Below are 20,219 nucleotides of genomic sequence, written 5' to 3' on the forward strand. Positions count from 1 at the left end.
CCTCAAGGGCTCGGGGCGCACCCCGTTCGCCCGGGGCGGGGCCGGGCGGGCCGTGGTCGGGCCGATGCTGCGCGAATACGTGATCAGCGAGGCGATGCACGCGCTCGGCATCCCCACCACCCGGTCGCTGGCCGTGGTGGCCACCGGGCGCCCGGTGTGGCGCGAAACCGAGCTGCCCGGGGCGATCCTGACCCGGGTCGCGTCGAGCCATCTGCGGGTGGGCAGCTTCCAGTACGCCCGCGCCACCGATGACCTGGACCTGCTGCGGCGCCTGGCCGACCATGCCATCTCGCGGCACTACCCGGAGCTGGCCGGCGACTACGCCGGCTTCTTCGACGCGGTGGTCTCGGCGCAGGCCCGGCTGATCGCCAAGTGGATGCTCGCCGGGTTCGTGCACGGCGTGATGAACACCGACAACATGACGATCTCCGGTGAGACCATCGACTACGGTCCGTGCGCGTTCATCGAGGCGTACGACCCGGCGACCGTGTACAGCTCGATCGATGCGGGCGGACGGTACGCGTACGGCAACCAGCCCTTGATCGCGCAGTGGAACCTGGCCCGGCTCGCCGAGGCGCTGCTGCCGTTGCTCAACGACGACACCGAGGCGGCGGTCGAGTCGCTGAAGAAGTTCGGCCCGCAGTATTCCGCCGCCTGGTCGGCCGGTATGACCGCCAAACTCGGCGTGACCTCGGCCGGCGACCTGGTGGACGACCTGCTGCGCCTGATGCGGGAGAGCCGGGTCGACCACACGTCGTTCTACCGGGCGCTGGCCCGCAGCGTCACCGACGATGATCCGGTACGCCGGCTGTTCCTCGACGATCAGGCCATCGGCCAGTGGCTGACCCGGTGGCGGGCCCTCGACCCCGACCCCGAGGCGATGAACCGGGTCAACCCCGTCTACATCCCCCGCAACCACCTCGTCGAGCAAGCCCTGAGCGCGGCCACCGACGGCGACCTCAAGGCGTTCGAGCAGCTCCTCGAGGCGGTGCAGTCCCCGTACGAGCAACGCCCCGGCCTGGACAGGTACGCGACGCCCGCGCCCCCGGACTTCGGCGCCTATCAGACGTTCTGCGGCACCTGAGCGCGCTTTGCCAGCAGCCCTCCCGCCAGAGCAGCGGCGAGCCCGGCAACCCCCGCCGCGACGAAACCGGCCGCCGGGGTGACCGTGTCGACCGACAACCCGGCGAGCGGGGCACCGAACGCGAACCCCGCACTTTGCGCCGCGGACAGCCAGCCGGTCGCTTCCCCGCGCACAGCGGCCGGCGCCAACCGGCTCACCGCGTCGGCCAAGGTGCTCAGGGTCGGCGCGATGAGCAGCCCGGCACCGGCCAGGGTCACGCACAACCACGGCCAGTTACCGGCCAGCCCCGCGGACGTGGTCACCACGCCGAGCACGCCGAGCAGCAGCCAGGCCGGCAGGGAACGGGACTGGGCGCCGTACACCAGCCCGCCGAGCACCGACGCCGCCCCGGACACCGCCACCACCACGGCCGCCCAGGACAACTGGCCGGCTTGCCGGAGCACGGCGACGATGGCCAGGTCCACGCCGCTGAGCAGGGCCGTGGTGCCGGCTGCCAGCACCAGGACCGCCAGCATCCTGCGGCTCAGCCACCGTCCCGCCCGGGACTCCCCGGCTCGGGGCTCACCGGCTGCGCGCAGCGGCGGATCGAGCAGCGCAAGGCCGATGCCACCGGCCGTGATCGCCGCGCCGATCCCCCACGCGACCACCGCCGGCGAGATTGACGCCGCGCCCAGAACCACGATTGCCGGGCCGGCCAGGTAGGACAGCTCACCCTGCACCGACTCCAGCGCGAAGGCAGCCCGGCGCTGCCCCGGAGAGGTCATCGCGGTGATGGCCTGCCGGGTCAGCGACTGCACCGGCACCATCAGCAGCCCTGCGGGGAAGGCGGCGAGGAGCAGGATGGCGTACGGCAGAACCGGCACGCTCACCCAGAACGCCGCCTGCGCGACGGTCGTCACCAGCACCACGGCCCGCAGACCGCGCGCATCGATCAACCGGCCGAGCAGCGGACCACCCAGTGCCAGCCCCACGGTCAGCACCGCCGCAACCGCACCGGCCGCCGCGTAGCCCCGGTGCAGGCTCAGCGCGACAATCACGGTCAACGCCAGCACATCAGCGGTGATCGCGGTCCGGGCCACCAGCGACACGCCCAGCAGCGTCGTCATGCCCGGTACGGCAAAAACCTGCCGGTATCTGATCACCCAGCGGACGCTAAGCCGTCCGGCGGGCCATTGGAACCCGGCAATTGGTGAGGGCCCACATAATGATTGCTTATGCCCAAGGATCTGGAGATCGGCCTGCTGCGCTCCTTCGTCGCCGCCGTCCGCTCCGGCAGCATCAGCCGTGCCGCTACCGCGCTCGGGCACAGCCAGCCTGCCCTCAGCCAGCAGTTGCGCAAGCTCGAAGGCACCGTCGGGCGGCCGCTGCTGCACCGGTCACCGGCGGGTGTCTCGCTGACGCGCTCCGGTGAGGAGCTGCTGCCGTACGCCGAACGCATTCTTTCGCTCTCGGCCCAGGCCCTCACCGGAGCCGGGCAGGCGCTCACGGGGCGGTGCGGCATCGGTCTGCTGGAGGATCTGGCCGCCTCTCGCCTGCACCAGGCCCTCGCCGACCTCGCCGGTCTGCACCCCGGCGCCACCGTCGAGGTGATCACCTGCCCGGCGGAGCCCATGCGGGAGGCCTACGACGCGGGCCGGATCGACCTGGTGCTCGACGAGGCGGCGCTGGTGCCCGGTCCCCCGCGCTGGACGGTGCGCCGCCCACTGGTCTGGGCGCTCGGCCCGGACGTGGACATCAAGGCCGACCCGCTGCCGGTGGTGCTGTTCTCGAACCCGTGCTTCTGGCGTACCGCCGTGCTGCAGACGCTGGACCGAGCCGATCGGCGTTACCGGGTGGCCTTCGAAAGCAACAGCCTGGCCGGGGTGCTGGCGGCGCTGCGGGCCGGGCTCGGTGTCGCCGCGCTCATGCCGGTCAACCTGGAACCGGAGATGGCCGGGGCGGGAACCGCTACCCTGCCGGCGCTGCCCGACGTCGAGCTTGGCCTGGCCCGGCATCCGCGCAGCGACGGTGATCCGCTGGTCGATGCCGTGGAGACCGCGCTGCGCCGGATGATCTGAGCGCGCCGGGAACGGGTATACCGTCGGTGACGCACACTTCGAGGAGGCGGCCATGCCGGCCCGTGACAACCTGCCCAGCACCATCAAGCGCTCGCCGAAGAAGGCTCAGGACACCTACGCCGAAACCCTCGACAGCGCGACCGAGCAGTACGGCGATGGCGAGCGGGCGCACCGCACGGCGTTGTCGTCGCTCAAGCACTCGTTCGAAAAGGTCGGCGATCACTGGGAGGCCAAGGAGCAGCGCGGTCCCAGCGACGCCCAGGCGGCCGGCGGGGTGGACACCAACCGGCCCACGGCCGGCGGGGTCGACGCCAATGCCAGCAAGAAGCATCTGCTGGAGCTGGCCAAGCGGCTCGACATCCGGGGTCGTACCCGGATGAGCAAGGACGAGCTGGTCAGCGCGATCGAAAAGGCCAACGCGCGGGAGAGCCGCAAGTCGCTGGAGGCCGAGCGGTCATAGGGCTTCGAGGCTTTCCCCGAGGATGCCCCACATTTCCCGGTCGTCGTCGGTGTCACCGTGAGGCCGGCCGAACCAGAACGAGCACTGCGCGATCTCACCCAGGTCCCAGCGCAGCCGGTACAGCGCCAGCAGCTCGGGGCGCAGGACGGTGCCGGTGGCGGCGGTGTACTCGGCGTGCAGAGTGCCGCCGGGTGATTCGATGTCCCACAGGTCGCGTTCCGGCGGGGCGGTCAGCGTGGTGTCCCAGTCGATGAGCCGCCAGCGGCCCCCGGCGAAGAGGGTGTTCTGTGGGAACGGTTCGCCGTGGGTGAGCACGAGGTCGGGCGGGTCGGCTTGCACGGCGGCAACCAGGTGGTCGTACCGGGCAAACGCTTCTGCCGTTTTGTCTGCCGTAGCCGTGAGCAACTCCGCGGCCCGCCGCCCGAAGGGTCCGTCGCCGGGACGGAAGGTGACCACCTCGTCACGCCGCGGGATGACATAGTCCTCGGTCCGGGCGAGGTTCCGAACCTCCGGCGGCGCCGCATGCACGCCGGTGATCAGGTTGACGAAGGCCTGCCGGTACTGCTGCCAGGCGAAAGGCTCGCTGTCCACGAATGGACAGACCGCCACCGCGTAATTGCCGAGCCGCCGGATCGGTTTGCCGTCGCAGGCCGGCAGCGGAGCTACAGCACGGTCCCTGCCTGTCGCCTGCAGCGCGCTCACCGCCGCGTATGCATCGTGCAGCCGACCCCAGGTGTCGTCGGATCGCAATTCGTTGACGGAGATGAAGTACCCGGGGATCTCCCAGTGATGACTGCCGAACCCGACCGCCTGATAGGTCAGCGGCTCGGCCTGCAGCGACCAGCCGCTCTCCAGAGCGTCGCGAAGCGCTTGCTCATCGAAGTCGCGCGGCGGCGTGTGCACCGCGCCAGGCTAAGTCAGCTCCGCCCGCCCGTCGCCTCAATTACTGCGTCGCTTGAACCACCGCGGCCAGGCACTCGGGCATGCCGGTGAAGTGGATCGCGGTCATCCCCACCGCGGCGGCGGCCGCGATGTTGTCCCGCCGGTCATCGACGAACACCACGTCGGACGCCTGCACGCCGAGCACCGCGAGGGCCTTGGTGTAGATCGCCGGGTCCGGCTTGATGAGCTGCAGGTCGGCGCTGAACAACCGGTGGGCGAAGCGTTGCAGGCCGGGATGGCGGTCCAGCTCCCGGGCAAGCTCCCGCGGGGCATTGGACAGCAGTGACACCGGTACGCCCGCAGCGTGCACCTCATCGAGCATGCGCACGCTCGCCGGGTTGAAGTGCAGCCAGCTGGACACGTCACGCTCGACGAGATGGCACAGCAGCTGACCGCCCGGCGGGGCGCCCAGCACGCCGGTCCAGTAGCCCAGCGCGCTCAGGCCACGGTCGTACTCGGGGCGGCAGTCCCAGTAGCGCTCGGTGAACTCGCGGACTCCCAGGCCCGCGGCCGCCGCCATGGACATCAGGTCGGTGCGCGGCTGATCGAGGCTGATCACGTTGCCGAAGTCGATCAGAAGGTGCTTGCCCATGCGTTCTGCCTCCCGCTCATGACCCCGGCCGGCTCCGTAGCCGGGAGCGGCCGGGCGTAAAAATAGCCTGACCGCGGTCGCAGCCACGGCCGCCCCCTTCCGCCGCTCGGCCCTCCCTTGATCGGCGCCCGGGCGGCCCAGCCAAGCTACTTGGCCCGGCAAACTCCCGGTACGGTGCTCGCATGCTCGTGGCCGGCTTGGCCTCCATCGTCCTGGACCGCGCCGGCCCCGCCGAGGTGGCCCAGTTCTGCACCGCCCTGGTCGGCGGCGAGGTGGCCGTCACCCTTCTGCCTGTCGATCCAGATCCCCGGCTGACCAGCCAGCCACGGTCCCGTTAATCAGTGAGCAGGTCGACCACGGCTTCTTCGCTGGGCTCGTCGATTGTTTCGCCCTTTTCGAAGGCTTCCACCACCCTCGGGTCCACGTACGAAGCCCGCGCCACAGCCGGCGTGTTGCCCAGCAGTTCCGCCACTTCCTTCATCGCGTGTGACACCGCCTTCTTGCGCTTGGCCTGGGTTTTCTGCGGCCCCGCGGCGGCCAGCTCCGCGGCGGCCTTGACCGTGCCGTGCCACGTACGGAAAACCTTGGCACTCATCTTCTCGCCGCTGATCTCGCGCAGGTATTCGTTGACCTCGTCGGCGTGCACCTCGCGCCAGCGCCGGGCCGACGCGTCGTAGAAGGCGAACAGCCGTTCCTCGCCCCGGCGCCGGCGTCGCAGGTCGCGCAGCACCTGGCAGACCTCGCCGTCCTCGACCGGGCGGGCGTGTTCCTTGCCGGATTTGCCGACGAACTCCAGGACCACGCACTCACCGCTGGTGCGCACATGCTCGGGCCGCAGGGTGGACAGCCCGAACGAGGGATCCTCCTGGCGCTGGGCGTACTGGTCGCTGCCGACGCGGAACATGCCCATGTCCAGCAGCCGGGCGATGGCGGCGAGGACCCGGTCCCGGCTCAGGCCGCGGCCGCTGAGGTCGTGGCACAGCCGCTGGCGCATCTCGGGTAGCTTCTCGGCGACCTCGAGCGCATGGTCGAACTTCTTCTCGTCGCGTGCGGTGCGCCATTGCGGGTGGTAGACGTACTGCTTGCGCCCGGCGGCGTCGATGCCGGTGGCCTGGATGTGGCCCCGCTCGTCGGGGCTGATCCACACGTCGGTCCAGGCCGGCGGGATGACCAGCGCCTTGATGCGCGCCAGCTCCCCGGCGTCCCCGAGCGGCTTGCCGTCGGTGCCGAGGTAGCTGAAGCCTCTGCCGCTGCGGCGCCGGGTGAGGCCGGGTCTGGTCAGGACGCTACGCCGCAAGCGCATGGCGTTGCGCCTCCTCGGCGGCTTCCAGCACCTCTTCGACGTCCACGGCCAGCAGCGCGGGATGCACGCCGGGGCCGGGCAGGTCGCCGCGCTCAGCCTGGGTGCCATGCCAGAGAGCCCGGTGGTACGCCCGCGAGCGCGGCGGTCCCCACCGGCTCGGGGACATCGGGCCGAACAGCACAACCGAGGGGATCCGGTACGCCGAAGCCAGATGAGCAATGCCGGTGTCGCCACTGACCAGCAGCCGGGCGTGCGCGACCAGCGCCGCCAGCTCGGCCAGGTCGGTGTGCAGCACCCGGTCTTCGCTCAGCCCGGCCAGCGCCGCGACCTGCAGGGCGATCTCGCGCTCCCCCGCCGAGCCGGTGATGACCACGTGCTGCCCGGCGGCGCTCAACGCCTTGGCGACCTGGGCGTACCGCGAGGGTGGCCAGCGCCGCGACGGTGATTTGGCACCGGGGTGCACGATCGTCACCCCGCGCGGCACCGGGGCCTCGGGCACCGCCAGGTCCAGGTCATCGGGGTCAGCGGGAACACCGTAGTGACCCAGCAGGCGGCACCAGCGTTGCACCTCGTGGTCCTCCTCGTCCCAGAGCGGACCGTCGTGATGCCCGGCCTCGGGGCTGGCAAACGCCCACATTTTCGCTGGTTCGAGGATCCGCAGCAGCCGGTGCGACTGCGGGCCGCGCCCGTGCAGGTTGACCGCCACCTCGATGCCGGTCAGCTCGGGCAGCGGCGCATTGATGCTGCTCACCGCGTCGAAAGGCACCACTCGGTCGACGCCGCCGATCAGGTTGATCAGCGGCATCAGGGCGGTGGGTGCGGCCAGAGCGAGGGTCCGGGCCGGGAAAGCAGCCCGGACCGCGCGTATCGCGGGCACGCCGGTGGCGAGGTCACCCACGCCGAGGGCGCGCAGCACGAGGATCACGGGTACGAGGTCTCCTGCTCGGCGGCGATGACCAGCTCGCGGACGGCGCTGCCCGCGGGCTGGCCGAGCGCGAACATGACAGCGTTTGCCACGTTGGCAGGGTCGTTGAGGATCGCATCGGGGCCGGGTTTGTACTGCTCGTCTCGGTCGTCGAAGAACTTGGTCCTCATGCCGCCCGGGATGATCAGCGTGACGTTGACCTGCCCGGCCAGCTCGGCCGACAGCGCCCGGGTGAAGCCGACCACGCCGAACTTGGCAGCGCAGTACGCGGTGGCGTCGCTGACCGCCTTGACGCCCAGCGTGGAGGCGATGGTGACCACGCCGCCATGGCTTTGCTTGAGCGCAGGGATGGCCGCGCGGATCACCGCGGCGGTGGCGAGCAGGTCGATGGTGACAATACGGTCCCAGGTCTCGCCGGGGATGTCGGCGAGCGCGCCGGGCACGTCCATGCCGGCCGCGGTGACCACGCCGTCGATGCTGCCGCCGGCCTGCTCGATGAGCTGGCGGGTGGCCGCCTCGGCGGCCCGGGTGTCGGCCAGGTCGCACTCCACCCAGGCAATGCCGTCCCTGGGGGCCTGGCGGTCGATGACGAACGGGCGCCCGCCGGCCTTGGCGACGGCGTCGACAACCGCGGCGCCCAGGCCGCTGGATCCGCCGGTGACGATGACTGCGTCCATGGGTGTCTACCTCCTGGAGGCGGAGGCCTGGGCCGCCGCGATGGTGTTGGTGGTGGAACGACCGTCGAGATAGGGGACGATCACGGTCTGCCCGCCCCAGCGCTTCATGAGCTCGGCCTCGGGCATCTCGGGGCCGCCGCCGGCGTAGTCGCCGCCCTTGACCCAGACGTCGGGGCGCAGCCAGGTGAGCACCGCCTCGGGCGTGGGCTCGTCGAAGATCACGACCGCGTCGACGCAGTCGAGGGCCTGCAGCAGCCGGGCCCGGTCGTGCTGCCGGGTCAGCGGGCGGTCGGGGCCCTTGAGCGCCGACACGCTGGCGTCGGAGTTGAGGCAGACCACCAGGGCGTCGCCGAGCTTGCGGGCGGCCTGCAGGGTGGCCAGGTGCCCGATGTGCAGCAGGTCGAAGCAGCCGCCGGTGGCCACGACCGTGCCGCCCCTGGCCCGGATCCCGGAGATCACCTTCGCAGCATCGTGCTCAGGCTCGGCAATGTCCGATTCCTCGGTAAGGGCCGCGCTCACTCCACCGGCCGCCACATAGGACGTCGCGGCAGCCACGGCTTGCTGAACAGCCTCGGAGACCAGCGCTCCGCGGGCCAGGGCCAGCGCGGCGGTGGCGGCGAACCGGTCACCGGCCCCGCAGGTGTCGCCGCCGGCCGGGCGCGGCGCCGGCACCACCAGCGGCGTCGGACCGGCGTGGCACAGCACGGCGCCTGCCGAGCCCACGGTGACCGCGACGGCTGAGGCGCGCCAGCGCTGGCGCAGTTCGTGCCCGGCGCGCTGCACGGTGCTGAGCATCGATCCGGTACCGGCGTCGCCGGTCAGCTTGCGCGCCTCGGACTCGTTGGGTGTTACCAGGCGCACGCCTGCCACCGGGGGCGGTCCGTTGGGGTGCGGGTCCCACACGATTGGCGCTCTTGCGGCTTCGAGGGCCTGACGCAACTCCGGGTGGCGCAGCACGCCGCGCCCGTAGTCCGACACCAGGATCGCCGTAGCGTCGCGCAACACGTCCAGCGCGGCTTGCGGGGCGGTCCCGGGCACCGCCGGTGCACCGCCGCGGTCCAGGCGTACGAGCACCTGTCCCCCCGCCCGCAACCGGATCTTCTCCGCGGTCGCCCCGGGCAGCGCCAGCGCGTACACGGCAATGCCCGCCGCCGTCAGCAGCTCGCTGAGCCGGGCCGCAGCCGCGTCGCCGGCCAGCGCGGTGACCAGCGCAACGTCATAGCCGCCGTCCGCCGCGGCCAGCAGCGCGGCGAGCCCGGCTCCTCCGGGCCGGTCGGACACCGACTCCTCGTCGAGCACCGGCGCCGGGGCATCCGGGGCGACCCGGCGTACCGACCCTTGAATGTCGCGGTCGAGCAGCGTGTCGCCGACCACCACCAGCAGGGGCCGGCTCATGGCACCAGCACCGCCTCGCGCCGGTCGGCCTGCGCTTTTCCCAGCACCACCGGCAGCGCCGCGTCGAGGTACTCGCACATCACGTGCACCGAGATCAGGTGCAGCTCCTGCACGACCTGCGAGTCGTCGGCCGGGCAGCACAGCGCCTCGTCGCAGGCCTCGGCGAGCGGGCTCGGGCCGGAGCCGGTCAGCGCCCAGGTCCGTACGCCGATCTCGCGGGCGGCTTCGGCGGCGCGCACCAGGTTGGGGCTGCGGCCGCTGGTCGACATCAGCAGGAGCACGTCGCCGGGGCGCCCGTGCGCGCGGACCTGGCGGGCGAAGACCTCGTCGTAGCCGTAGTCGTTGCTGATCGCGGTGACCGCCGAGGAGTCCGGGGTCAGCGCGATCGCCGACAGCGGCATCCGCTCGTTGCGCAACCGGCCCACCAGTTCGGCGGCCAGGTGCTGGGCCTCGGCCGCGCTGCCACCGTTGCCGGCGACCAGCAGCCGCCCGCCGACGCCGAGGTGACCGGCGAGGTGGGTGCCCCAGCGTTCGAGGCGGCCGGTGGCCACGGCCCGGTAGGGCGCCAGCGCGGCGGCCATGCCTCGCAGGTGGGTGTCCAGCGGGTCCATCAGACGACCGCCTCTCGGGGGGTCTCGGCTTCGGTGAGTGTGCGGCCGGTCACCTGGGCGTAGAGCGCGGCCAGGCGGGCGGCAACACGCCGCCACGAGTAGGAGTGGGCGGCCCGGTCGGCGGCGGCGGCCGCGTACCCGACGCGGCGTACGTCGTCGTTGAGCAGCCGGCGCAGGGCGGCTCCCAGCGCGCGGGGGTCGCGGGGGGTGACGAGGTCGCCGGTGACCCCGTCGACCACGGTGTCGGTGAGCCCGCCGACCGCGGTGGCCACCACGGGTACGCCGCAGGCCATCGCCTCCAGCGGGGTCAGCCCGAACGGCTCGTACCAGGGCGCTGCGGCGAGCACGTCGGCCGAGCGGTACCAGCGCGGCATCTGCGCCGGGGGCACCGCACCGGCCAGCCGCACCCGGTCGGCAACGTTGCAGTGCCGGGCGAGCGCGAGCAGCTTGCGGGCGTACGGGTGGTCCTCGATGGGACCCTCCGGCGGCCCGCCCACGACGACCAGTTCGGCTCCCGGCACCATGGGCAGCGCGCGGATCAGATCCTCGTAGCCCTTGCGCTCGACCAGGCGGCCCACGGTGAGGATGCGACGGCTGGCACCGCGCGGTTCGGCAGGCCCGTCGGGGCGGAACAGCTCGGTGTTGACCCCGGACGGCACCAGGGCCATGCCGGCGCGCGGCAGACCCATCCTGAGCAGCTCGCTGACCTCGTCCTGGCACTGCACCACGATCCGGTCGACGACCCTGCCGAGTTCGCGCTCGTAGGCCACCCGATGCTGGGGGCTGGTGTCGGCGTCACCCTGATGGCGGCGCTTCACCGTGCCCAGCGCATGGTAGGTCTGCAGCACCGGCACATCGCATCGGCGCGCGGCGGTGACCGCGGCGAGCCCGCTCATCCAGAAGTGCGCGTGCGCAACGCCGGGGAGCCAGCTCGTGCGCCAGTCGGCGGCCATCCACTCGGCGAACTCACCCATGAACGGCAGCAGGTCATCCTTGGCCAGCGGCACGGGCGGACCCGCGGGCACATGCACAACCTCAAAACCCTTCATGGGTACGACCACAGCGGCCGTTGCGTCATCACGCCGGGTGTACACGCGCACCTCGTGGCCCTGTGCCGCCAGCGCCGCGGACAACTCGGCGACGTGGGTGTTCTGTCCCCCGGCATCCACACCGCCCAGCGCGGACAGCGGGCTGGCATGCTCGGAGATCATCGCTATGCGCATGTTTCCTCTTCCATCAGTCGGTCCCAGTCCGCGAGGAAGCGGTCGAGTCCGTAGCGGGCCAGGGCGACCTGGCGGGCCCGCGCGCCGAGTTGGCGGGCCGCATCGGGTTCGTCGATCAGCCATTGCGCCGCCTCGACCAGCGTGGCGACGCGGGTGGCCAGCACCCCGGCGTCCGGGGGCACGGCGGCGATCGCCTCGGTGGTGGCCAGGGCGATGACCGGCATGCCGATCTGCATGGCCTCGATCAGGCTCAACCCCAGCGAGGTCCAGCGGCACAGGTGCAGGTATGCCCGGCGCTGTGCGATCTCGGTGTGCATGGCGCGCTGCGGCGGGTCGTCGTGGGTGGTGACCCGGTCCAGGTGCAGGCCGGCGACGCCCATGCCGTACACGTCAAGCGGTGCGACCTGCGCGAAGCGTGGCATCAGATCGGTGCCGGTGACCCGGTTGCGGCGCACGGGTTCGTTGGTGACCACCGCGAGGCGTTCGAGGGTGCCGGTCCAGCGGGCCTGCGGTTCGACCACGCCGTGCTCGATGACGGTGGTGCGGGTGGCGCCGGTGTCCCAGAACAGCTCGTTGAAGTGGGTGACGTGGGCGATGACCAGGTCGTCGCGGTCGGCCATCGGGTGCCGCGAGTTCGGCACGTCGCCCTGGGGAGTGTTGTGCTCGACGTAGATCGTCGGCGCGCTCAGGTGCGCAACCCGGTCACGTTCCTCGGGGCGTTGCAGCACGATGAGGTCCACATCGTCGGGCCGGAGCGCGGCAACGTCGACCTCCTCGACGCTCCCGGGCCACGGAAAGGTCCGCGCCCGGCCGCGTCCCCACTCGTCGCGGGCGGCGTTGACCGGCACGAGGTAGCGGTGCTTGCCCTGGACGAACGAGGTCGCCCAGGAACCGTGCACGTGCCACAGCAGGATGTTCACGCGGCAACCTCCTTCATGACGCTTCGCCTGGTCTCGTTTCGCTGGGGCACAATGCCGAGTCGCTGCACGGCAGTCAGCACGTCGGCGGGGGTGACGCCGGACAGGCAGGGGTGCCCGGCGATGGGGCAGCGGGTGGCCCGGGTGTCGCGGCAGGCGGCGGCTGCGTCACCGAGCCGCACGTACGGCACCCGGTACGGCCCCCACTGCCCGAACGGGACGGTCGGCGCGAACAGGCTGACCACCGGGGTGCCCACCGCCGCGGCCAGATGCGCCGGACCCGTGTTGGCCACGACCAGGCAAGCGGCCCCGGCGAGCAGCTCGGCCAGCCCGATCATGCTCATCGCCTCGGCAACCGTGGCCCCGCCCGCTGCCACGTACGCGGCCAGCTCGCGTTCGCCGGGTCCCCCGGTCACCACCACGTCGTGTCCCTCGGCAACCAGCGCGGCCACGATCGCACGGATGGTGTCCGGCGGGCAGGAGCGGGCTTCGACCGAGGCGCCCGGGTGCACCACGAGGTAGTCGCGCTCCCCACCGGCCGCGGTGATCGTGGTGCGCAGCGTCCCGTCGTCGCCGTCCGGCACCGCGAACCCCGCTGCAGCCGCGACCGAGCGGGCCCGTTCGGCTTCGGGCACGCCCACCGGTACGCCCCGGTGCCGCACGTCGAGCAGGGAACCCGGGTAGTCCTCGCTGATCGCGGTGATCCTCGCGACCCCAGCAGCGCGCAGCAGCAGGGCGAGCGGCAGCGGTGACTGGTGGAAGGAGGTGAAGATGACCGCCTCCTCGGCCCCGGTGGCGGCGAGCCGGGCGGTCAGGTCCTGCACGAGCCCGGTGTCCACAGTCATCGGTTCCGGGTCGATCCAGGGCAGCCGCGCCTCGACGATCTCGTCCACGCCGGGCAGCAACTCGGCCGCTGCCCGGCCCCGCGGCCCGCACAACAGCACGACACGCTCGGCACCGGCCGCAACCGCGCGGATGCCCGGCCCGGTGACCAGCACATCCCCGGCCGAATCGGCACGCACAACCAGCACAGTGCCGGCGTGTTCCCGGCGAGGCGCCGGCGTGACCAACTCCTGCCGTTGCAGAATCAGGTCGACAGCACCGGCCAGGTCGGCGGCCACCGCCGGCGCAGCGGCCACCTCCGCCGTCAGCGTCACCTCGGTAGGCACGATGATCCCGGTGGCCCCCGCGGCGCCGGCGGCTTCCATGTCCCGCCCGATGTCGCCGACCACCACGCAGCGCTGCGGCACCGTACCCAGCTCAGCAGCCGCCTGCCGGACCAGCCCCGGCGCCGGCTTACGACACCGGCACCGGGCGCGGTCGTCGTGCGGGCAGATCTGCCACGTGTCGAACGGCCCCAGCAACTCCTCAACCCGCGCGTTCACAGCCGCCAACTGTTCGGCGGTGAACCGTCCCCGCGCCAGCCCCGACTGGTTGGTCACCACCCCCAGACGCAACCCGGCCGCCCGCAGCCGATCGAGGGCCTCGCGAGCTCCGGGCATGACCTCAACCAGCGCAGCATCCCCGTTGTACGGCACGTCAACGATCAACGTGCCGTCCCGGTCAAGAAGCACGGCATCGTAGAGCGCCCTCACCGACGCGTCTCCCCGGACCCCGTATCCGACTGCTCTACCTCCAAAGGCCCTGCCTCCAAAGGCCCTGCCTCCACGGGCCGGGCACCGCGCCACCGGATCCAGCCGCGCGCCCAGTGCGCGACGGCGACCGGCGGGATGACCGCGCTCGTCAGCACCATCGAGGTGACCTCACGCGGCGTACGCGGCCCCGGCGCAATCCGAACCACCGCAAACTCCGCCGTACCCACCACCCAAACCCCCGACGCCACCGCCGCAGCCACGCCCCAGCCACTGCGACCGGAGCGGGCCGAGCGCACTCCGCCTCCGAACCGGCCCTCAACCCACGCCGCGCCGGCGCAGGCGAGGGCGAGCCCCCCGGCAGCCGCAACCAGGGCGTGGCGCAGGCGCCGTCCAGGTGGGATGCCCAGGCAATCCCGCCAACCCGGTCCGTACAAGCGGCGCAGGAGCGCGTCATCAGCATTGCCGCGCTGTGTTCGTACGCTCACCCAACGGTTTTCCGGACGCACCGGATGCGTGACCGTGCGCGCCCCCTTGACCAGCTCGTAGCCCGCTTCTCGCACGCGGAAGGCGATTTCCGCATCCTCGCGGAACGCGCGCGGCAACCGCTCGTCGAAGCCGCCGGTGGCCTGCAACGCGGTCCGCCGGTACGCCATGTCGGCGGTGATCCAGGCGCCGTCGCTGAGTGCCGCGGTGACCCGTTCCCAATCCGTGGCCCGGCGGTCGGGCGGAAGCGGGACTCGCAGATTGCCCTGCACACCACCGACTTTGGCTCCGGCAACCATGACGTCCGCGGCGAGCCGGGTAAGCCAGTCGCTGTCCGGCAGCACGTCGTCGTCCAGGAACGCGACCCACTCCTGCTCGGCCGCGCGCCAGCCGACGTTGCGAGCCGCGGCGGGACCGGCGGCGTGCCCGGTGAGCACCTTGACCTCGATGCCCGGGGGCAGCGCGAGGAGCGGGGTGGGGTCCGGACGGTCGTCGACCACCAGGAACTCGACCGGGACGGGCGCGGGCTCGGCGGCCGCCAGCGCGGTGAGCAGCGCGGTCAGGCTCGGGCGGCCCACCGTGGGGATGACCACCGAGACGCCGGTCATCGGCCGTCCCCGGTGCCGAACGCCTGCGCGCGGTGCACGGCGAACGGGCCGATGGCCAGCAGGTCCACCGGCGCCGAGCCGAACAGCTCCATCGCCTCGCGCGGCGTATCGGCCATCGGGCGGCCCGCGGTGTTCAGCGACGTGTTCACCACCACCGGGATGCCGCTGAGCCGCTCGAACTCGGCGAGCATCTCGGCCACCAGCGGCTCGCTCTCGCGATGCACGGTCTGCACGCGGGCGGTGCCGTCGACATGGGTGACCGCCGGGATGCGGTCCTTCCACTCCGGTTTCACCGTGTGCACGAAGAGCATGTACGGGCTCGGGTACACGCCTTCGAAGATGTCGTTGAAGCGCTCGGCTCGCACCATCGGCGCAATCGGACGGAACTGCTCGCGGCCCTTGACGTTGTTCATGCGCGTCTGGGTGTCGGCGTCGCCGGGGTGCGCGAGCAGCGAGCGGTGCCCGAGCGCGCGGGGACCGTACTCGCTGCGCCCCTGGAACCAGGCGATAATCCCGTTGCCGGCGAGCACCTTGGCGGCTTCGTGCGCGATCGACTCGGGCCGGGTGTACGGCAACGCGGCGCGCTGCAGCTCGGCCTCCAGCTCGTCGTCACTCCAGCCGCGGCCCAGGTCGGCGCCGGTGAACGCGGTGACCGGGCCGGACTGGCGGGCCACCGCCAGCGCCGCACCCAGAGCGGTGCCCGAGTCACCGGCGGCCGGCTGCACCCAGACGCGCTCGAACGGGCCCTCGGCAGCGATGCGAGCGTTGGCCACGCAGTTCAGCGCCGTACCCCCGGCCATGGTCAGCGTCGTCAATCCGCCGGAGGCCTCGTAGGTCCACCGGGCCAGGTCGAGCAGCACCTCCTCGAGGCGCACCTGCACGCTGGAGGCGAGGTCGGCGTGCGCCTCGGTCATCTCCCCGTCTGCGGTGCGCGCCTTGGCCAGCGCGGCCCAGTCGATGCGTTCCACGGTGAAGCCGCCGTCCTCGTTGGCATGCACCAGCTCACGGAGCAGATCAAGATATTTGGGCTTGCCGTACGAGGCCAGCGCCATCACCTTGTACTCGTCGGAGGAGTGCAGGAACCCCAGGTGGCGGGTCAGGTCCTCGTAGAGCAGGCCCAGCGAGTGCGGCAGTTCCTGGCTGGCCAGTGTGGTCAACTGAGCGTCGCGGTAGGCCCCGGCCAGGTGGCTGGCGACTTCGCCGCGACCGTCGAGCACCAGCACCGCGCTGTCCTCGGGCACCGACAGCCCCGCCGAGGCGGCGTGCGCCACGTGGTGCGGAACGAACGTCACCTGTTCCGGGTCGAGGCCGGGCAGCGCACCGGCGAGGAATTGCGGGGCGCGGCGGGCGTAGTCGACTCGTACGTGGTCCCACGGGTCGTTCAAACCCAGCTCGGCGGCGTCGCGGGTCAGTGCCGGGTCGAACGAGTAGGCGACCGCGTCGAGGTCGCCCGGTTTGAGCCCGGCGGCCTGCAGGCACCAGGCGGCGGACAGCTCCGGCAGTTCCCAGGCGGAGAAAGGCACGGGTCGCTTGCCGTGCTTGCGGCGGCTGAATCGCTCTTCCTCAGCGGCGGCCACCACCCGGCCGTCGACGATCAGCGCGGAGGCCGGATCGTGGAAGATCGCATTGATTCCCAGGACTCGCATGGCGGGGCGGATACCCGAGGTTCGCGGTTGTATTCCACTTCATCAGCTACTTGTTCAGCACTTCTTCAGTTGGTGCCTGACCTGCACTGATGCCGCACTCCAAGAAGTGTTTGTGATCTTTGCTCCAGGGAAAGCGTCGCGCATGAATGACGTGCAGCAACTGATTGGCGCGACCTGGAGCGCGGGCAATTCCGGGCGATCTCTGACCGTTTATGACCCCCATTCGGGTGACCCGGTGACCACCGTCGCGGTGTCGTCCGACAAGGACGTTGCCGCGGCAGTGCGCACCGCCCGCGAGGCGGCTTCCGGCTGGGCCCGGACGGCTCCCGGGGCGCGCGCGGCGGCTCTGCACGCGGCCGCGGCCGCGGTGCAGGAGGCTGCCGATGAGCTGGCCGAGCTGATGACCGCCGAGATGGGCAAGCCGACACCGGACGCCAAGGACTCGATCGGCGCGGGCATCGGCACGCTGCGTCAGTACGCCGAGCTGGGCCCGACGCACCGTGGCCGCGCGCTGGCCGGCAACGACGAGGCCATCGACCTGATGGCGTTCGGCCCACGCGGCGTGGTTGCCGTGATCACCCCGTGGAACGACCCGGTCGCGGTGTCCTGCGGGTTGCTCGGTGCTGCGCTGGTCACCGGTAACACGGTGGTCCACAAGCCCAGCGAGCGTACCCCCGCGGTGGGGTGGCGGCTGGCGCAGATCCTCGCCCCGCACTTCCCCGCGGGCGTGGTCACCCTGGTCAACGGTGACGGCCCGGTCGGTGCGGCGCTGGCCTCGAGTGATGTGGACGTGGTCGCGCACGTGGGGTCCACAGTCACCGGACGTTCGATCGCTGCGGCGTGCGCGGTGTCCGGAGCCAAGGCGCTGCTGGAGAACGGGGGCAGTGACCCGCTGATCGTCGACGCCGATGTCGACCCGGTGTGGGCGGCGCAGCAGGCCGCGGCCGGCAGCTTCGCCAACTCGGGTCAGATCTGCGTGGCCGTCGAACGCATCTACGTCCACCGTGACATCGCACCGGCGTTCCTGTCCGCGCTCGCCGGGTCCGCGCGAGAATGGGCGTCGAGCATCGGCCCGCTGGTCGACACCCGGCTCCGCGAAGGCGTGCACGCCCAGGTCAAGGCGGCGGTGTCGGCCGGCGCCACGGTGCTGACCGGCGGCGAGATCCCCGAGGGCCCCGGCGCCTACTATCCGCCCACCGTGCTGGCCGGCTGCACCGACGACATGGCGGTCATGCGCGACGAGACGTTCGGCCCGGTCGCCCCGGTGGTCACCGTCGACTCGTTCGAGGATGCTTTGAAGAAGGCTGCCGATTCCCCGTACGGCCTGGCCGCCACGGTGCTGACCGGTTCCATGAGCCACGCACAGCGGGCCTGGCGGGAGCTGCCCGCCGGCACGGTCAAGGTCAACGCGGTGTTCGGCGGCGCTCCCGGCGGCGCAGCCCACCCGCGCCGCAGCAGCGGGCAAGGTTTCGGTTATGGGCCGGAGTTGCTCGACGAGATGACCGCCACAAAGGCCGTCCACATCGAAGCGCCCCCTTCCGGCTGGTAATCAGCACCCTGGGCTCCAGCCGGTTACCAGGTCAACACTTGCATCCCACTGGTTCGACGTGGTGACAGACCGCAACAATTGCGGCCGGGCTGGTGGTCAGCTCAACAATTGCAGGTCCCGCTCGAGGTTCTGAGGCAGCGGCCGCCGTTGCCTCAGAACCCGTGGCAGGAGCTTGAAAGCGTCCGCCACTCCCCCGCGATCCTCGCGCCAAGCCTCGGCAACCGTTCTTCGTACAACGTTTCCGGGGCGTCGCAACATAGCCGTCAGCACCCGGTTCCGTACCTCCATCCGGCGTCGCCGCGAATTGTCCCGCCCCGCCGGCAACGGCATGTGCCGCACAGTCAGTTCCGGTACATAGGACAGCCGATGTCCCGCCGCCGCAAGGTCCATGGCCAACAGCGCTTCCTCGCCGTACACGTGCAGCATGGGGTTGAATCCCCCCGCCTGCAAAAAGGCATCCCGCCGGACCATCACCGCACAAGCCAGAAAGCCCAGAATCGAAGGCCCGGGCGCATCATCCGGTACGCCGATGCGAGCCTCGGCCATCGCCCGGCAAATCGGATCCTCCACCAACTGCGGCCCCACAAGAACACGAGCCGAAATCAAAGCCGTTTCCGGGTACGCCCGCAGCACCCCCGCCGCCGCCGCCAACGATCCCGGTTCCCACCAAGAATCATCATCCGCAAAAGCTACAAACGGCGTACGGGCCCGCTCCACTCCCGCATTCCGCGCAGCCGCCCCAATATTGGAGCCAAGCCGCAGGACATCAACCCCGGCATACTCATCCGGCCCCCCATCATCAGAGCCGTTGTCAACAAGAATGACGGAAGCCAAATGCCGGGGAACAGTCTCCCGCAACCGCTCCCGCCGATTCCGGGTAGCCACCACCACAGTCACATCATCGGCCTCAACACCCCCACCGCCGCCGGCCTCAGAGGCCCCACCAGCACACCCACCCACCGCCGCAACATCAATCCGCATCCTCACGGCGCCGCGCGTACCCACATCCGCAACGTTGAAGCAGTAACCCGCCGCAATCCCCAAGAAGAGCTAACCACCCACCGTTTCCCCAGCTGGTCACGATGCGCCAATGTCAGCGGTACGGGTCTATTGCGGCTTAACTCCCACTTAGCGGAAGCCGACGCGCGCCCAGCAGTTCCCTCCCTGCCACAGCCACACGTTCTCGCGCAGCCACCGTTCACCTCAGCCGCCGCTAACCTCCACGCTGTCGCCGCTCACCCGCGCGCCGCTGCTACTCACCCCTCGCCGCGTGCCACTGCCGCTCATCCCGCGCCGCTGCCGCTCACTTGCGTGCCGCTGCCGCTCACTCCCTCGCCGCGTGCCGCTCATCCGCGTGCCGCTGCCGCTCACGCCCTCGCCGTGTGCCGCTCATCCGCGTGCCGCTGCCGCTGCCGCTCACGCCCTCGCCGTGTGCCGCTCATCCGCGTGCCGCTGCCGCTCATCCGCGAGCCGGTGCCAAGCACTCCCTCGGAAGCCGCCGTCAACCCGCGCTATAACCGCTTCACCGCCGCTACCGCTTCACCGCCGCGCGGGCCAAGGCCACTGCGGCGGCATCCTCAGCGATGGCGGCCGGCCAGGACAGCCGATGGCGCGCCGCGAACGACCGCCAAGCCACGCCGCCCACGGTGGCCGCGCCGGCCGCTACCGCCCCCACCAATGCGGGAGCGAGGACCGCATGGCCGGCGCTGCGTGCGTACCATCCGCCAACAAGCGCTCCGACCGCCAAGCGCGACGCGAACGGCAGAGGGGTAAGCCTGCTGGGCGCCTGCGGCAACTTGTCGCCGATCAGCTCTGCCACCGCAGCCGCCGCAGTGATGCCCCGCGCCCACCGACTGCGCCGCCGCTGAGCAAGCGCCGCAATAGGCGTAGCGCTACGAGCCCCACCCGACGCACCGAGCAAAGCCGCCCGGACCATCACGTTGTCACCCATGCCCAGTCCGCTACCCCGTCCCTCCCCCAGCAAACAAGGGTTGACACCTCGCACATTTGGTACGAGCCAACTCGGCCTCCCACCGCCTAACCCGCTCCAGCACCCCAAACCGTCCAAGCCCTAGCGGCCTAGCGGCCCAGCGGCCCAGCGGCCCAGCGGCCCAGCGGCCCAGCGGCCCAGCGGCCCAGCGGCCCAGCGGCC

The 20,219-nt window shown here is 71.5% G+C and carries 20 protein-coding genes; 5 read left to right on the forward strand and 15 right to left on the reverse strand.

All coding sequences use genetic code 11. From position 1 onward, the window contains the following. On the forward strand, positions 1-1,084 hold a 1,084-nt coding region (locus TFC3_RS16155), incomplete at its 5' end, for a YdiU family protein (protein WP_067500522.1). On the opposite strand, the gene TFC3_RS16160 is transcribed toward TFC3_RS16155, so the two are convergent. After that, the gene (locus TFC3_RS16160) at positions 1,063-2,226 is read right to left on the reverse strand and encodes an MFS transporter (RefSeq protein WP_201787172.1); all 1,164 of its coding nucleotides are present in this window, start codon (positions 2,224-2,226) and stop codon (positions 1,063-1,065) included. The two genes, TFC3_RS16155 and TFC3_RS16160, sit on opposite strands and share 22 nt — an antisense overlap. A gap of 72 nt (positions 2,227-2,298) precedes the next feature. Here TFC3_RS16160 and TFC3_RS16165 point away from each other — a divergent pair, with 72 nt between their 5' ends. Together TFC3_RS16165 and TFC3_RS16170 are read left to right on the forward strand one after the other, a co-directional pair. Continuing rightward, complete coding sequence (locus tag TFC3_RS16165; RefSeq protein WP_067500526.1) at positions 2,299-3,141, forward strand: LysR family transcriptional regulator; 843 nt, start codon at positions 2,299-2,301, stop codon at positions 3,139-3,141. Positions 3,142-3,193: 52 nt separating this feature from the next. Then, positions 3,194-3,601, forward strand: a complete 408-nt coding sequence (locus TFC3_RS16170; protein WP_067500528.1) for a ChaB family protein — start codon at positions 3,194-3,196, stop codon at positions 3,599-3,601. Here the strand turns inward: TFC3_RS16170 and TFC3_RS16175 are convergent. Together TFC3_RS16175 and TFC3_RS16180 are read right to left on the reverse strand one after the other, a co-directional pair. Beyond that, positions 3,596-4,504 (reverse strand): phosphotransferase, encoded by a 909-nt coding sequence (locus TFC3_RS16175; RefSeq protein WP_067500530.1) that lies wholly within the window; start codon positions 4,502-4,504, stop codon positions 3,596-3,598. The two genes, TFC3_RS16170 and TFC3_RS16175, sit on opposite strands and share 6 nt — an antisense overlap. A gap of 40 nt (positions 4,505-4,544) precedes the next feature. Further along, positions 4,545-5,135 (reverse strand): HAD-IA family hydrolase, encoded by a 591-nt coding sequence (locus tag TFC3_RS16180; RefSeq protein WP_067500532.1) that lies wholly within the window; start codon positions 5,133-5,135, stop codon positions 4,545-4,547. Positions 5,136-5,317: 182 nt separating this feature from the next. Between TFC3_RS16180 and TFC3_RS38020 the strand changes: the two genes are divergently transcribed. Further along, a complete protein-coding gene (locus TFC3_RS38020) occupies positions 5,318-5,473 on the forward strand; it encodes a hypothetical protein (protein ID WP_161952603.1) in 156 nt (51 codons plus the stop codon). Here TFC3_RS38020 and TFC3_RS16185 read toward each other — a convergent pair. The 10 genes from TFC3_RS16185 to TFC3_RS16230 are packed head-to-tail and all read right to left on the reverse strand — an operon-like array spanning position 5,470 to position 16,518. Continuing rightward, on the reverse strand, positions 5,470-6,438 hold the full coding sequence (locus TFC3_RS16185; protein WP_067500534.1) for a DNA topoisomerase IB: 969 nt from the start codon (positions 6,436-6,438) through the stop codon (positions 5,470-5,472). The two genes, TFC3_RS38020 and TFC3_RS16185, sit on opposite strands and share 4 nt — an antisense overlap. Beyond that, entirely contained in the window at positions 6,422-7,363 is a 942-nt protein-coding gene (locus TFC3_RS16190; protein WP_067500537.1) for a glycosyltransferase family 9 protein, read from the reverse strand. Before TFC3_RS16190 ends, TFC3_RS16185 begins: the two co-directional genes overlap by 17 nt. Beyond that, positions 7,360-8,040 (reverse strand): SDR family oxidoreductase, encoded by a 681-nt coding sequence (locus TFC3_RS16195; protein WP_067500539.1) that lies wholly within the window; start codon positions 8,038-8,040, stop codon positions 7,360-7,362. The genes TFC3_RS16190 and TFC3_RS16195 overlap by 4 nt, the downstream gene beginning before the upstream one ends. 6 nt (positions 8,041-8,046) lie before the next feature. After that, positions 8,047-9,435 (reverse strand): PfkB family carbohydrate kinase, encoded by a 1,389-nt coding sequence (locus TFC3_RS16200; RefSeq protein ID WP_067500541.1) that lies wholly within the window; start codon positions 9,433-9,435, stop codon positions 8,047-8,049. Then, complete coding sequence (locus TFC3_RS16205) at positions 9,432-10,046, reverse strand: SIS domain-containing protein (protein ID WP_067500543.1); 615 nt, start codon at positions 10,044-10,046, stop codon at positions 9,432-9,434. Before TFC3_RS16205 ends, TFC3_RS16200 begins: the two co-directional genes overlap by 4 nt. After that, the gene (locus TFC3_RS16210; RefSeq protein WP_067500545.1) at positions 10,046-11,269 is read right to left on the reverse strand and encodes a glycosyltransferase; all 1,224 of its coding nucleotides are present in this window, start codon (positions 11,267-11,269) and stop codon (positions 10,046-10,048) included. Before TFC3_RS16210 ends, TFC3_RS16205 begins: the two co-directional genes overlap by 1 nt. Beyond that, positions 11,260-12,189: a glycosyltransferase gene (locus TFC3_RS16215; protein WP_067500546.1), complete on the reverse strand. Its 930-nt coding sequence runs from the start codon at positions 12,187-12,189 to the stop codon at positions 11,260-11,262. The genes TFC3_RS16210 and TFC3_RS16215 overlap by 10 nt, the downstream gene beginning before the upstream one ends. Then, positions 12,186-13,781, reverse strand: a complete 1,596-nt coding sequence (locus TFC3_RS16220; protein WP_067500549.1) for an HAD-IIIA family hydrolase — start codon at positions 13,779-13,781, stop codon at positions 12,186-12,188. Before TFC3_RS16220 ends, TFC3_RS16215 begins: the two co-directional genes overlap by 4 nt. Further along, on the reverse strand, positions 13,778-14,872 hold the full coding sequence (locus tag TFC3_RS16225; protein WP_067500551.1) for a glycosyltransferase family 2 protein: 1,095 nt from the start codon (positions 14,870-14,872) through the stop codon (positions 13,778-13,780). The genes TFC3_RS16220 and TFC3_RS16225 overlap by 4 nt, the downstream gene beginning before the upstream one ends. Continuing rightward, positions 14,869-16,518, reverse strand: a complete 1,650-nt coding sequence (locus TFC3_RS16230; RefSeq protein ID WP_067500553.1) for a carbamoyltransferase C-terminal domain-containing protein — start codon at positions 16,516-16,518, stop codon at positions 14,869-14,871. The genes TFC3_RS16225 and TFC3_RS16230 overlap by 4 nt, the downstream gene beginning before the upstream one ends. 142 nt (positions 16,519-16,660) lie before the next feature. Here TFC3_RS16230 and TFC3_RS16235 point away from each other — a divergent pair, with 142 nt between their 5' ends. After that, positions 16,661-18,067 carry an aldehyde dehydrogenase gene (locus tag TFC3_RS16235; RefSeq protein ID WP_067500555.1) on the forward strand — a complete coding sequence of 469 codons (1,407 nt, stop codon included), beginning with the start codon at positions 16,661-16,663 and terminating at the stop codon, positions 18,065-18,067. A 96-nt stretch (positions 18,068-18,163) separates the two neighbouring features. Here TFC3_RS16235 and TFC3_RS16240 read toward each other — a convergent pair whose 3' ends face one another. Then, positions 18,164-18,958 carry a glycosyltransferase family 2 protein gene (locus TFC3_RS16240; RefSeq protein ID WP_236718151.1) on the reverse strand — a complete coding sequence of 265 codons (795 nt, stop codon included), beginning with the start codon at positions 18,956-18,958 and terminating at the stop codon, positions 18,164-18,166. 640 nt (positions 18,959-19,598) lie between these two features. Beyond that, positions 19,599-20,018, reverse strand: a complete 420-nt coding sequence (locus TFC3_RS16245) for a hypothetical protein (RefSeq protein ID WP_067500560.1) — start codon at positions 20,016-20,018, stop codon at positions 19,599-19,601. Positions 20,019-20,219: the final 201 nt, after the last annotated feature.

The organism is Actinoplanes sp. TFC3 (genome assembly GCF_001553785.1).
Lineage (GTDB): Bacteria > Actinomycetota > Actinomycetes > Mycobacteriales > Micromonosporaceae > Actinoplanes.

What these genes read in the sequence shown, in the direction of transcription:
- TFC3_RS16195 (WP_067500539.1), bottom strand. Translation starts at nt 8,040, where the DNA reads ATGGACGCAGTCATCGTCACCGGCGGATCCAGCGGCCTGGGCGCCGCG.
- TFC3_RS16245 (WP_067500560.1), bottom strand. Translation starts at nt 20,018, where the DNA reads ATGGGTGACAACGTGATGGTCCGGGCGGCTTTGCTCGGTGCGTCGGGT.
- TFC3_RS16235 (WP_067500555.1), top strand. Translation starts at nt 16,661, where the DNA reads ATGAATGACGTGCAGCAACTGATTGGCGCGACCTGGAGCGCGGGCAAT.
- TFC3_RS16165 (WP_067500526.1), top strand. Translation starts at nt 2,299, where the DNA reads ATGCCCAAGGATCTGGAGATCGGCCTGCTGCGCTCCTTCGTCGCCGCC.
- TFC3_RS16170 (WP_067500528.1), top strand. Translation starts at nt 3,194, where the DNA reads ATGCCGGCCCGTGACAACCTGCCCAGCACCATCAAGCGCTCGCCGAAG.
- TFC3_RS16200 (WP_067500541.1), bottom strand. Translation starts at nt 9,435, where the DNA reads ATGAGCCGGCCCCTGCTGGTGGTGGTCGGCGACACGCTGCTCGACCGC.
- TFC3_RS38020 (WP_161952603.1), top strand. Translation starts at nt 5,318, where the DNA reads ATGCTCGTGGCCGGCTTGGCCTCCATCGTCCTGGACCGCGCCGGCCCC.
- TFC3_RS16230 (WP_067500553.1), bottom strand. Translation starts at nt 16,518, where the DNA reads ATGCGAGTCCTGGGAATCAATGCGATCTTCCACGATCCGGCCTCCGCG.
- TFC3_RS16210 (WP_067500545.1), bottom strand. Translation starts at nt 11,269, where the DNA reads ATGCGCATAGCGATGATCTCCGAGCATGCCAGCCCGCTGTCCGCGCTG.
- TFC3_RS16180 (WP_067500532.1), bottom strand. Translation starts at nt 5,135, where the DNA reads ATGGGCAAGCACCTTCTGATCGACTTCGGCAACGTGATCAGCCTCGAT.
- TFC3_RS16205 (WP_067500543.1), bottom strand. Translation starts at nt 10,046, where the DNA reads ATGGACCCGCTGGACACCCACCTGCGAGGCATGGCCGCCGCGCTGGCG.
- TFC3_RS16225 (WP_067500551.1), bottom strand. Translation starts at nt 14,872, where the DNA reads ATGACCGGCGTCTCGGTGGTCATCCCCACGGTGGGCCGCCCGAGCCTG.
- TFC3_RS16185 (WP_067500534.1), bottom strand. Translation starts at nt 6,438, where the DNA reads ATGCGCTTGCGGCGTAGCGTCCTGACCAGACCCGGCCTCACCCGGCGC.